The sequence below is a fragment of the Kitasatospora sp. NPDC001540 genome (assembly GCF_042894345.1).
GTDB lineage: Bacteria > Actinomycetota > Actinomycetes > Streptomycetales > Streptomycetaceae > Kitasatospora > Kitasatospora phosalacinea_C.
Genome location: NZ_JBIAVO010000001.1, coordinates 451,651 through 463,921, shown reverse-complemented (window position 1 = coordinate 463,921; position 12,271 = coordinate 451,651). Strand labels below are relative to the sequence as shown.

Genomic DNA, 12,271 nt, shown 5'->3' with positions numbered 1-12,271 from the left:
GCAGGGGCGCGGGGAACTGCGCGAGCAACCCCGCGACCTCGCGGTACGTACGACCCTCGCGCCCTAGAACGGGAAGCGCGAGCGCCCGTGCTGGATCGAGATCCACTTCACCGTGGTGAACGCGTCCACGCTGGTGTCGCCGTTCAGCCGCCCGACGCCGGAACTCTTCTCGCCGCCGAACGGCACGATCGGCTCGTCCGCGATCGTCCCGTCGTTGACGTGGATCATGCCGGTGTCGATCCGCTGCGCGAACCGCACGCCGCGCTCGACGTTCGCGGTGTGCACCGCGCCGGAGAGGCCGAAGGGCGTGTCGTTGGCGATCCGGACGGCCTCGTCCTCGCCGTCGAAGGGGATGAGCAGGGCGACCGGGCCGAACACCTCGCGGCGCAGGATCGGGTCGTCGGCGGGGATGTCGGTGAGGACGGTCGGGCGGACCAGGGTGCCGACGGTGGCGCCGCGCAGCAGGGCGCGGGCCCCGGCCGCCACCGCGCGCTCGACCTCGGCGGTGATCGCCTCGGCCTGGGCGGAGTTGATGAGCGGGCCGAGGTCGGTGGCGGGGTCACCGGGGTCGCCGACGGAGAGCGAGGCGACCTTGGCGGTGAACTTCTCGCTGAACTCGGCGAAGACGGCGCGGTCGACCAGGATCCGGTTGGCGGCCATGCAGATCTGGCCCTGGTGGACGAAGCGGCTGGCGACGGCGGCGTCCACCGCGTAGTCGAGGTCGGCGTCGTCGAGGACCACCAGGGCGCTGTTGCCGCCGAGTTCGAGGACGGTGCGCTTGAGGTGGCTCGCGGCGACGGTGGCGACGTGCCGTCCGACCCGGTCGGAGCCGGTGAAGGCGATGACCTTGGGCACCGGGTGCTCGATGAACGCGTCGCCGATCTCGGCGATGTCGGTGAGGACGACGTTGAGCAGCCCGGCGGGCAGGCCGGCCTCCTCGAAGACCTTGGCGATCAGGGTGCCGCCGGCCACCGGGGCGTCCTGGTGCGGCTTGAGGACGACCGCGTTGCCGAGGGCGAGGGCGGGGGCGACGGCCTTCAGGGAGAGGAAGACGGGGGCGTTGAACGGGCTGATCACGCCGACCACGCCGACCGGCAGCCGGTAGAGCCGGTTCTCCTTGCCGGGCACCGGGGAGGGCAGGATCCGGCCCTCGGAGCGCAGGGCGAGCGAACCGGCCTCCCGCAGCATGTCCTTGACCAGGGAGAGTTCGAAGCCGGACTTCATCAGGGTGCCGCCGAGTTCGGCGGTCATCACCTGGAGGATCTCGGCCTCGCGCTCCTCGACGACCCGCAGGGCGCGTTCGAGGACCAGGCGGCGCTCGTAGGGGCTGGTGGCGGCCCAGGCGGGCTGGGCGCGCTCGGCGGCGCGGTAGGCGAGGTCGACCTGTTCGGCGGTGGCGACCGTGAAGGAGGCGAGCTTCTCCCCGCTGTAGGGGTCCAGGTCGACGATGTCCCAGGAGCCGGTGCCCGGCTGCCACCGGCCGTCGATGTACTGCTGGGCGAGTTCCGCGATCAAGGACATGCGATCCCTCTCGGCGCTGGATAACACCTACTGACGGATCGTCATCTTAGTTGGGGGTCAGAGGACTTGGAGGAGCTCCGCGAGAAGTCCCCGGGTCTCCTCCTCGGAGAGCGCCGCCGCCGACACCCGCTCCAGCGCGCTCGCGTACTCGGCCACCTCGGCCGGCTTGTCCAGGTACAGCGCGGTGGTGAACTGCTCGACGTAGACCACGTCCGACAGGTCCGGCTCGGGGAAGCACAGCACCGTGAACGCCCCGCTGTCGGCCGCCAGCGCGCCCATCCCCAGCGGCAGCACCCGCAGACTGACGTTCTCGCGCAGCGACAGCTCCGCGAGCCGCTCCAACTGGCCGCGCATCACCTCGGGCCCGCCGCACGGGCGGCGCAGCGCCGTCTCGTCGACGATCAGCTCCAGCCGGGCCCGCGCCCCCTCGGCGAGGAAGCGCTCCTGCCGGCGCAGCCGGACCGCGGCCCGGCGCTCGATCTCCTCCGCGGGCGCGGCGGGGCTGCCCGCCCGCATCACCGCGTGCACGTACTCGGGGGTCTGCAGCAGCCCGGGCACGAACTGCACCTCGTAGCTGCGGACCAGGTCGGCCGCGTCCTCCAGGTTGAGGTACGTCTGGAACCAGCCGGGCACCACGTCCCCGTACCCGTGCCACCAGGACGGGGCGTTGGTGCCGCCGACCAGGCCGAGCAGGGCCGCGCGGGACTCCTCGTCGTCGACGCCGTACAGCGTCAGCAGGTCCGCCACGTCGCGCTGCTTGAAGCCGACCCGGCCGAGCTCCATCCGGCTGATCTTCGACTCCGACGCCCGGATCGAGTACCCGGCGTCCTCCCTGGTCACGCCGCGGGCCTCGCGCAGGCGCCGCAACTGGGCGCCCAGCTGGATGCGACGCGCGGTCGCACCGCTGCCCGTCTGCAGGCCCGTCATGCAAATCCTCCGCCCCAGGAACGCCAAGTGGACCTCGTGGGAAGCAGTCTGCCACTGCGCGACGACACTCCGCGAGGGCCTTCCGGCATTTGGCCAATCCGTTGCAGAAGCGAGGGTTTCGACTCCGCTCAGGACAGCTCCGGGAGGACCTCCGCGAGATCGGTGCGCGAACTCACCCCGAGCTTCGGGTACGCCTTGTACAGGTGGTGCCCGACCGTGCGGGCGCTCAGGAACAGCTGCGCGGCGATGTCCCGGTTGGACAGGCCCTGGGCGGCCAGCCGGACGATCTGCGACTCCTGCGGGGTCAGCCCGGCCACCACCGTCCGGGCCGGGCCGGAGGCGGCGGGCGCGCCGGTGGCGTCCAGCTCGAGTCGGGCCCGCTCCGCCCACGGGACGGCGCCCAGCCGCCGCAGCGCCTGCTCGGCGGAGCGCAGCGGCACCCTGGCCTCGGCCTTGCGGCGGCCGCGGCGCAGCCACTCGCCGTACAGCAGCTCGGTGCGGGCCTGCTCCCACGGGCGGGGCTGCTCGGCGTGCCGGGCCAGCGCCCGCAGGTACAGCTCCTCGGCGAACTCGTCGGGGGCCAGCAGCGCGTGGCAGCGGTCCACCAGGGCGCGGGCCCACGGCCGGTCGACGCGCTCGGCCCACCGCTCGAACCGGGCCAGCGCCCCGGCGCACTCCTCGCCGCGGCGCAGCCGCACCGCCGCCTCCACCAGGTCGGGGACGGCGCGGACGGCGGCGACCTGGTAGCCGTACGGGCCGCCGGTGAGCGCGGCGAGGTGGCCGTGCGCGTCCTCGGCCCGGCCCTCGCCCAGGTCGAGCAGGCCGAGCGCCCAGCGGGCCCACGGGGCGCCCGCGCCGCCCCGGGCGAAGGCCGCGGCGGCCTGCTCCCGGCAGGGCTCCGCCTCGCCCCGGGCGGCCGCCACGTAGGCCTGGAAGCCGTGCAGTTGGCCGGTCCACAGCGGCTGTCCGCTGTCCAGGGCCAGTTGCAGCGCCTCGGCGGCGTGGTCGGCGGCCGCGGCCGGGCGGCCGTCGAAGAGCTCGGCCTCGGCGAGGAAGAACAGCAGGGTGGGCAGCGTCCCGAAGGCGCCGCCCTCCCGGGCCTCCCGGACCAGGCGGCGGGCGAGGTCCAGCACCTCGGCGTCGTGCCCGGGCACCAGCCCGGCCCCGCACGGCAGCACCAGGTCGACCGGGACGGCCGCCCCGGCCGCCCGGGCCGCCCGCTCGGCCTCCGGCAGCGTCGGCCCGTCCGCCCCGCCGAGCGCGGCGGCCAGGTAGCGGACGACCGGTCCGAGCGGGTCGCCGTCCGGCAGCGGCAGGGCGGCGAGCGCGTCCAGGCTGCCGCGCACGGCCGGGAGCCCGTCGTACCAGGCGACGTGCACGGCCTGCACCAGGACGCGGGCGGCCGGGCCGGGGTGCGCGGCGGCGACCAGGGCGGCGGCCTCGGTGAGCCGGGCGTGCGCGGAGGCGTGCTCGCCGCGCCAGAACTCGGCCACGCCGCGGGCGAACAGCAGGTGCGCCCGGGTGACCGGGTCGGCGTCCGGCCGGTCGGCGGCGAGCGCGAGCCGCTCGGCCCGCTCCACCTCGCCCGCCTCCAGCGCGGCCTCCACCGCCTCGACCGTCCAGCGGCGGGCGAGCACGGGGTCGGGGCTGAGCCGGGCGGCCCGCTCGTACGCGGCGCAGGCGCCCTGGTGGCCGCCGCGGGAGGCGGCGGTGGCGGCCGCCGCCGCGAGGTCCGCCGCGGCCTGCGCGTCCCGCCCGGTGGCGGCCAGCGCCCGGTGCCAGGCGCGCCGCAGCGGCTCGCCCGGCCCGTACGCGGCGGCCAGCGCCCGGTGCGCGGCCAGCCGGTCGGCGAGCGGGGCCCGGTCGACCAGGGCGGAGCGCAGCAGCGGGTGCCGGAACCGGGCCCGGCCGGTGGCCAGGTCGATCCGCAGCAGGCCCCGGGCCTCGGCGGGCGCCAGGTCGGCGGCGTCCAGCCCGCTCTCCGCGGCGGCCCGCAGCAGCACCTCCGCCTCGCCGGTCTCCTCCAGCGCGGCCAGCAGCAGCCAGCGCTGGGTGCGGCCGGGCAGTCGGCTGACCTGGCCGTGGTAGGCGAGCCGCAGCCGTCCGTCGGGCGGCAGCGCGCCGGAGCCCTCGCCCCGCGGGAGTTCGCGCAGCGCCAGCGGGTTGCCCGCGGCGGCGGCCAGCACCCTTGCGGGGTCGGCGAGTTCGGGGGCGATCTGGGCCAGCAGCCGGGCCGCGTCGGGCTCCGCCAGCGGTCCCACCGGCAGCTCGGGCAGCCCGGACGCCTCGACCCCGTCCTCCCGGGTCGCCAGCAGCACGGCGACCCGCTCGGCGCCCAGGCGGCGCACCGCGAGCCGCAGCGCCGCCGCGGACTCCGGGTCGGCCCACTGCAGGTCGTCCAGCAGGAGCAGCACCGGCTGCTGCTCGGCGAGGTCGCCCAGCAGGGTCAGCACCGCGAGCCCGACCAGCAGCCGGTCCCCGGCGGGGCCGTCGGCCAGCCCCAACGTCCGTTCCAGCGCGGCCCGTTGCGGTCCGGGCAGGGCGTCGAGCCGGTCCAGTGCGGGGGCCAGCAGCTGGCTGAGCACGGCGTGCGGCAGCCGGGCCTCCGACTCGACCCCGGCCGCCCGCAGCACCCGCCACCCGGCGGCCGCCCCGGCCGCCGCGTCCAGCAGCGCGCTCTTCCCGATGCCCGGCTCGCCGCGCAGCAGCAGCGCCCCGGCCCGCCCGGCGTGCGCGTCCGCCAACAGCCGGTCGATCGCCGCGCGTTCCGTCCCCCGTCCGTACAGCATGGGTCGACCCTACCTATACGTGACCGATTCCCCGGGGCGGCGATCTCCGTAACTTCTTGTCCTGCAAGGGGAACCACCCCGCAGAACACCGCAGAACACCCGCAGAAGGAGCCCCCGATGGACCTGCAGAACCTCGCCGAGCGCTACCTCGCCGCCTGGAACGAGACCGACCCGGCCGCCCGCCGCAAGCTGGTCGAGGAGACCTGGGCGCCCGGGGGCCGCTACGTCGACCCGCTGGTCGAGGCGGTCGGTCACGAGCAGTTCGACGCCACCCTGGCCGCCGTCCAGGCCCAGTTCGCCGGGTTGGTCTTCCGCCTCGGCCCGGTCGACGCCCACCACGACGTCGCCCGCTTCACCTGGGAGCTCGCCCCGGAGGGCGCCCCCGAGCCGCTGGTGATCGGCTTCGACGTCCTCACCGCGACGCCGGACGGCCGGATCGCCACCGTGGTCGGCTTCCTGGACAAGGTCCCGACCGCCTGAAGCGGCGCGCACCGTTCCGAGAACGACAACGACGCCTGCCCTTACCTGGTCGGGGAGTGGGCAGGCGTCGTGATGACCGGGTCCCGGCGGCTCTGGCGGGTCGGTGTTTGTCGGCCTTGCCCCCCTCGCGGGGGGCGTGGGCGTTCTCGGGGCGGTGGTCGGTCAGACCACCAGCGAGCGGTCGGTCGGCTTGATCGGGGCGGGGAGCGCGGTCTTGCCACCCAGGTACCTGTCGACCGCCGAGGCGGCCGAACGGCCCTCCGCGATCGCCCAGACGATCAGCGACTGACCGCGACCGGCGTCACCGCAAACGTACACCCCGTCGACGTTGGTGCCGAACTTGCCGTCGCGGGCGACGTTGCCGCGGGCGTCGAGGTCGACGCCGAGCTGCTCGACGAGGCCGTTCTTGACGTCGGTGCCGGTGAAGCCCATGGCGAGGGTGACGAGCTGGGCCGGGATGACCTTCTCGCTGCCGGGGACGGGCTCGAACTTGCCGTCCTTGAACTCGACCTCGACCAGGTGCAGTTCCTGGACGTTGCCGTCCTCGTCGCCCGCGAAGTGGGTGGTGGAGACGGAGTAGATCCGCTCGCCGCCCTCCTCGTGGGCCGAGGTGACCTTGTAGGTCATCGGCATGGTCGGCCAGGGCTGGTTGGCCGGGCGGTCCTCGGACGGCCGCGGCATGATCTCCAGCTGGGTGACGGAGAGGGCGCCCTGGCGGTGCGCGGTGCCGACGCAGTCGGCGCCGGTGTCGCCGCCGCCGATGACGACGACGTGCTTGCCCTTGGCCGAGATCGGGGAGTCGACGTAGTCGCCCTCCTGGACCTTGTTGGCCAGCGGCAGGTACTCCATCGCCTGGTGGACGCCGTTCAGCTCCCGGCCGGGGACGGGCAGGTCGCGGGCGGTGGTGGCACCGGCGGCGATGACGACCGCGTCGAAGCGCGAGCGCAGGTCCTGGCCGCTGATGTCGACGCCGGCCTCGACGCCGGTGCGGAAGCGGGTGCCCTCCGCGCGCATCTGCTCGATGCGGCGGTTGATGTGGCGCTTCTCCATCTTGAACTCGGGGATGCCGTAGCGCAGCAGGCCGCCGATGCGGTCGGCGCGCTCGTACACCACCACGGTGTGCCCGGCCCGGGTGAGCTGCTGGGCGGCGGCCAGGCCGGCCGGGCCGGAGCCGATCACGGCGACGGTCTTGCCGGACAGGCGCTCGGGGATCTGCGGGGTGACCCCGCCGCGGTCCCAGGCCTTGTCGATGATGGTGACCTCGACGTTCTTGATGGTCACCGCGTCCTGGTTGATGCCCAGCACGCACGCCGACTCGCACGGAGCCGGGCACAGGCGGCCGGTGAACTCCGGGAAGTTGTTGGTGGCGTGCAGCCGCTCGATCGCGCCGGACCAGTCGTCCCGGTAGGCGAGGTCGTTCCACTCGGGGATCAGGTTCCCGAGCGGGCAGCCGTTGTGGCAGAACGGGATGCCGCAGTCCATGCAGCGACCGGCCTGCTTGCTGATGATCGGAAGGAGGCTGCGCTCGACGTAGACCTCGTTCCAGTCGCGGATGCGGACGTCCACCGGACGGCGCTCCGCCAGCTGCTTGGGCGTGGTCAGGAAGCCCTTGGGGTCAGCCATTTGCCGCCTCCATCATCTTGCGAGTGGTCTCCACCTCGGAGAGGCCATCGCGCTCAGCGGCGTCCTTGGCGGCGAGCACAGCCTTGTAGTCGGTGGGCATGATCTTGGAGAAGCGGGAGACCCCGCTGCCCCAGTCGGCCAGGAGCTCGGCGGCGACGGTGGAGCCGGTCTCCTCGTAGTGCTGCTGGACGGTCTCGCGCAGCCATTCGCGGTCGGCGGCGCTGGGGGCCTCGATGCCCACCATGCCGCTGTTGACGTTGGCCGGGCGCAGGTCGAGCACGTAGGCGATGCCGCCGGACATGCCCGCCGCCAGGTTGCGGCCGGTCTCGCCGAGGATGACCACCCGGCCGCCGGTCATGTACTCCAGGCCGTGGTCGCCCACGCCCTCGACCACCAGGGTAGCGCCGGAGTTGCGGACCGCGAAGCGCTCGCCGGCCTTGCCGCGCAGGTGGATGCGGCCGGAGGTGGCGCCGTATCCGATGGTGTTGCCGGCGATGACGTGGTTCTGCGCGTCGGCGCCGATCGCGGCGGCGTCCCGGGCGGGACGGACCACGAGCACGCCGCCGGACAGGCCCTTGCCGACGTAGTCGTTGGCGTCGCCTTCCAGGCGCAGCGTGACGCCCTTGGGGACGAAGGCGCCGAAGGACTGGCCGGCCGAGCCGGTGAAGGTCACGTCGATGGTGCCCTCGGGCAGGCCCGCGCCGCGGTACCGCTTGGTCACCTCGTGGCCGAGCATGGTGCCGACGGTGCGGTTGACGTTGCGGATCGGCAGCTGGATCCGGACGGCCTCGCCGCGCTCCAGGGCGTCCTCGGCCAGCTCGATGAGCTGGTTGTCGAGGGCCTTGTCGAGGGCGTGGTCCTGGCCGGTGGTGTTGCGCAGGGCCGCGCCCTCGGGCAGCTCCGGGACGTGGAACAGCGGGGCCAGGTCGAGCCCGGCGGCCTTCCAGTGGTCGATGGCGGCCTGGGCGTTGATGTGCTCGGCGTGGCCGACGGCCTCCTCGATCGAGCGGAAGCCGAGCTCGGCGAGGATCTCGCGGACCTCCTCGGCGATGAACTCGAAGAAGTTGACCACGAACTCGGGCTTGCCGGAGAAGCGCTCGCGCAGCACCGGGTTCTGGGTGGCGACGCCGACCGGGCAGGTGTCCAGGTGGCACACCCGCATCATGATGCAGCCGGAGACCACCAGCGGGGCGGTCGCGAAGCCGAACTCCTCGGCGCCCAGCAGGGCGGCGATGACCACGTCGCGGCCGGTCTTGAGCTGGCCGTCGGTCTGCACGACGATGCGGTCGCGCAGGCCGTTGAGCAGCAGGGTCTGCTGGGTCTCGGCGAGGCCGAGCTCCCAGGGGCCGCCCGCGTGCTTGAGCGAGGTCAGCGGGGAGGCGCCGGTGCCGCCGTCGTGGCCGGAGATCAGCACCACGTCCGCGTGCGCCTTGGAGACGCCCGCCGCGACGGTGCCCACGCCGACCTCGGAGACCAGCTTCACGTGGATGCGGGCGTCCGGGTTGGCGTTCTTGAGGTCGTGGATCAGCTGGGCGAGGTCCTCGATGGAGTAGATGTCGTGGTGCGGCGGCGGGGAGATCAGGCCGACGCCCGGGGTCGAGTGCCGGGTCTTCGCCACCCACGGGTAGACCTTGTGGCCGGGCAGCTGGCCGCCCTCGCCGGGCTTGGCGCCCTGGGCCATCTTGATCTGGATGTCGTCGGCGTTGACCAGGTACTCGGAGGTGACGCCGAAGCGGCCGGAGGCGACCTGCTTGATCGCCGAGCGGCGCGCCGGGTCGTACAGGCGCTCCGGGTCCTCGCCGCCCTCGCCGGTGTTGGACTTGCCGCCGAGCTGGTTCATCGCGATGGCGAGGGTCTCGTGCGCCTCCATCGAGATGGAGCCGTAGGACATCGCGCCGGTGGAGAACCGCTTGACGATCTCGGAGACCGGCTCGACCTCGTCGATCGGGACCGGGGTCCGGCCGAGGCCGTCGAGTTGGAACAGGCCGCGCAGCGTCATCAGGCGCTCGGACTGGGCGTTCACCCGGTCCGTGTACTGCTTGAAGATGTCGTAGCGCTTGGTGCGGGTCGAGTGCTGGAGGCGGAAGACCGTCTCCGGGTCGAACAGGTGCGGCTCGCCCTCGCGGCGCCACTGGTACTCGCCGCCGATCTCCAGCGCGCGGTGCGCGGCGGTGATGCCGGAGGCCGGGTAGGCCTTGGCGTGGCGGGCGGCGGTCTCCTTGGCGATCTCGTCCAGGCCGATGCCGCCGAGCTTGGTGGTGGTGCCCGCGAAGTAGGCGTCCACCAGCTCCTGGGAGAGGCCGATGGCCTCGAAGACCTGCGCGCCGCGGTAGGAGGCGACGGTGGAGATGCCCATCTTGGACATCACCTTCAGGACGCCCTTGCCGAGCGCGTAGATCAGGTTCCTGATCGCCTTCTCGGGCTCGATGCCCTGGACGAAGACGCCCTGGGCGACCAGGTCCTCGACCGACTCCATGGCCAGGTACGGGTTGACCGCGCCGGCGCCGTAGCCGATCAGCAGCGCGACGTGGTGCACCTCGCGGACGTCACCGGCCTCGACCAGCAGCGACACCTGGGTGCGCTGCTTGGTGCGGATCAGGTGGTGGTGGATCGCCGAGGTGAGCAGCAGCGACGGGATCGGCGCGTGCTCGGCGTCCGAGTGCCGGTCGGAGAGGACGATGATGCGGGCGCCGTCGGCGATCGCGGCGTCGGCCTCGGCGGCGATCTCGGCGAGGCGGGCGGCCAGGCCCTCGCCGCCGGTGGCGACCTTGTACAGGCCGGAGAGGGTGACGGCCTTCAGGCCAGGCTGGTCGCCGTCCACGTTGATGTGGATCAGCTTGGCCAGCTCGTCGTTGTCGATCACCGGGAAGGTGATGCCGACCGAGCGGCAGTGCGCCGGGCTGGCGTCCAGCAGGTTGCCCTCGGGGCCGAGGTTGCTGTGCAGCGAGGTGACCAGCTCTTCGCGGATCGCGTCCAGCGGCGGGTTGGTGACCTGGGCGAACAGCTGGGTGAAGTAGTCGAACAGCAGGCGCGGCTTCTCGCTGAGCGCGGCGATCGGCGAGTCGGTGCCCATCGAGCCGAGCGCCTCGCCGCCGGTCTTGGCCATCGGCGCGAGGATGACCCGCAGCTCCTCCTCGGTGTAGCCGAAGGTCTGCTGGCGGCGGGTGACGGAGGCGTGGGTGTGGGCGATGTGCTCGCGCTCGGGGAGCTTGGCGAGCTGGATCTGCCCGGCGGCGACCCACTCCTCGTAGGGGTGCTCGGCGGCGAGGGCGGCCTTGATCTCCTCGTCCTCGACGATGCGGTGCTCGGCGGTGTCGATCAGGAACATCCGGCCGGGCTGCAGGCGGCCCTTCCTGGTGACCTTCTCCTGGTCGATGTCGAGCACGCCGACCTCGGAGGAGAGCACGACCAGGCCGTCCTCGGTGATCCAGTACCGGGCCGGGCGCAGGCCGTTGCGGTCCAGGACCGCCCCGATCTGGGTGCCGTCGGTGAAGGTCACGCAGGCCGGGCCGTCCCAGGGCTCCATCAGGTTGGAGTGGTACTGGTAGAACGCGCGGCGGGCCGGGTCCATGGTGGCGTGGTTCTCCCACGCCTCCGGGATCATCATCAGCACCGAGTGCGGCAGCGAGCGGCCGCCGAGGTGGAGCAGCTCCAGGACCTCGTCGAAGGACGCCGAGTCGGAGTGGTCCGGGGTGCAGACCGGGAAGATCCGGCCCAGGTCGCCGGGGATCAGGTCGGTGGCGAGCTGGGACTCCCGGGCGGTCATCCAGTTGCGGTTGCCCTTGACCGTGTTGATCTCGCCGTTGTGCGCGACGAAGCGGTACGGGTGGGCCAGCGGCCAGCTCGGGAAGGTGTTGGTGGAGAAGCGCGAGTGCACCAGGCCGATCGCGGAGGCGTAGAGCCGGTCCGACAGGTCGGGGAAGAAGGGCTCCAGCTGGCCGGTGGTCAGCATGCCCTTGTAGACCAGGGTGCGGGCGGAGAGCGAGGGGAAGTACACCCCGGCCTCGCGCTCGGCGCGCTTGCGCAGCACGAAGGAGACCCGGTCCAGCTCGATGCCGGTGCGCTCCGCGTGCGTGACGAAGAGCTGGCGGAAGCGCGGCATGACGGAGCAGGCGGTGGCGCCCAGCAGGTCGGGGGTGACCGGGACGTCGCGCCAGCCGAGGACGGTCAGGTCCTCCTCGGCCGCGATGACCTCGATCCGGGTGGCCGCGGCGGCGGCCGCCTCGTCCTCGACCGGGAGGAAGGCGATGCCGACGGCGTAGGAGCCGGCGGCGGGGAGCTCGAAGTCCACGTTCGCGCGCAGGAACGCGTCCGGGACCTGGGTCAGGATGCCCGCGCCGTCACCGGAGTCCGGCTCGGCGCCGGTGGCGCCGCGGTGCTCCAGGTTGCGCAGGACGGTCAGCGCCTGCTCGACGATCTTGTGGTCGGCGATGCCGGTCAGCGTGGCCACGAAGCCGACACCGCAGGCGTCGTGCTCGTTGCGCGGGTCGTAGAGACCCTGGGCCTGGGGACGCGCGTCCGGAACGAGGGCGTAGGGGCCGGTGGCCTTGGCGTCCTCGTGGCCGGAGTGCATGGATGCAGACAGCATCGGCTCTCCCGTCGTCGTAAACAGTTGCTTCATGCAAAGGGACGACGTTGGCCCTGATGCGATTTGTCGGTGCAGGTTACATGATGCCGCCTGGACCGGGAAGTGGATTCCTGCGTCCACATCCCGGACTGATCCCCAGGTCAGGGGGCGGATGGGGAGAAGGCGCAGCGTCGCGCGTTCCCTCCAGTGTGCCCTGCCCCGAAGGGCGTGAAACAGGGGCGAAACCCCCTCGCCACACACGCCTCAGGTGTTCCACCTGGGAATCTTCGAAGTCGACGCCGCCCCCGCTTTTGATTGCGGGGGTCGACAGCCGGATGTCGAGACTAGGGCAAGGCGCAGGCTC

General features: G+C 73.1%; 6 protein-coding genes. 1 reads left to right on the top strand and 5 read right to left on the bottom strand.

Features of this window, described 5'->3' with window-relative positions; genetic code table 11:
- Positions 1 to 63 precede the first annotated feature (63 nt).
- The 3 genes from ACFY00_RS02100 to ACFY00_RS02090 all read right to left on the bottom strand — a co-directional run bounded on the left by ACFY00_RS02100 (position 64) and on the right by ACFY00_RS02090 (position 5,237).
- The gene (locus tag ACFY00_RS02100) at positions 64 to 1,521 is read right to left on the bottom strand and encodes an aldehyde dehydrogenase family protein (RefSeq protein WP_388026282.1); all 1,458 of its coding nucleotides are present in this window, start codon (positions 1,519 to 1,521) and stop codon (positions 64 to 66) included.
- Between the two features lie 57 nt (positions 1,522 to 1,578).
- Positions 1,579 to 2,448: a helix-turn-helix domain-containing protein gene (locus ACFY00_RS02095; RefSeq protein WP_388026280.1), complete on the bottom strand. Its 870-nt coding sequence runs from the start codon at positions 2,446 to 2,448 to the stop codon at positions 1,579 to 1,581.
- 128 nt (positions 2,449 to 2,576) lie between these two features.
- On the bottom strand, positions 2,577 to 5,237 hold the full coding sequence (locus tag ACFY00_RS02090) for an ATP-binding protein (RefSeq protein WP_388026279.1): 2,661 nt from the start codon (positions 5,235 to 5,237) through the stop codon (positions 2,577 to 2,579).
- Positions 5,238 to 5,354: 117 nt separating this feature from the next.
- Here ACFY00_RS02090 and ACFY00_RS02085 point away from each other — a divergent pair, with 117 nt between their 5' ends.
- Positions 5,355 to 5,717 carry a nuclear transport factor 2 family protein gene (locus ACFY00_RS02085; protein ID WP_388026278.1) on the top strand — a complete coding sequence of 121 codons (363 nt, stop codon included), beginning with the start codon at positions 5,355 to 5,357 and terminating at the stop codon, positions 5,715 to 5,717.
- A 162-nt stretch (positions 5,718 to 5,879) separates the two neighbouring features.
- Here the strand turns inward: ACFY00_RS02085 and ACFY00_RS02080 are convergent, their stop codons facing one another.
- Together ACFY00_RS02080 and gltB are read right to left on the bottom strand one after the other, a co-directional pair.
- Positions 5,880 to 7,340, bottom strand: a complete 1,461-nt coding sequence (locus ACFY00_RS02080; protein ID WP_388026277.1) for a glutamate synthase subunit beta — start codon at positions 7,338 to 7,340, stop codon at positions 5,880 to 5,882.
- On the bottom strand, positions 7,333 to 11,928 hold the full coding sequence (gene gltB, locus ACFY00_RS02075; protein WP_388026276.1) for a glutamate synthase large subunit: 4,596 nt from the start codon (positions 11,926 to 11,928) through the stop codon (positions 7,333 to 7,335). The genes ACFY00_RS02080 and gltB overlap by 8 nt, the downstream gene beginning before the upstream one ends.
- Positions 11,929 to 12,271: the final 343 nt, after the last annotated feature.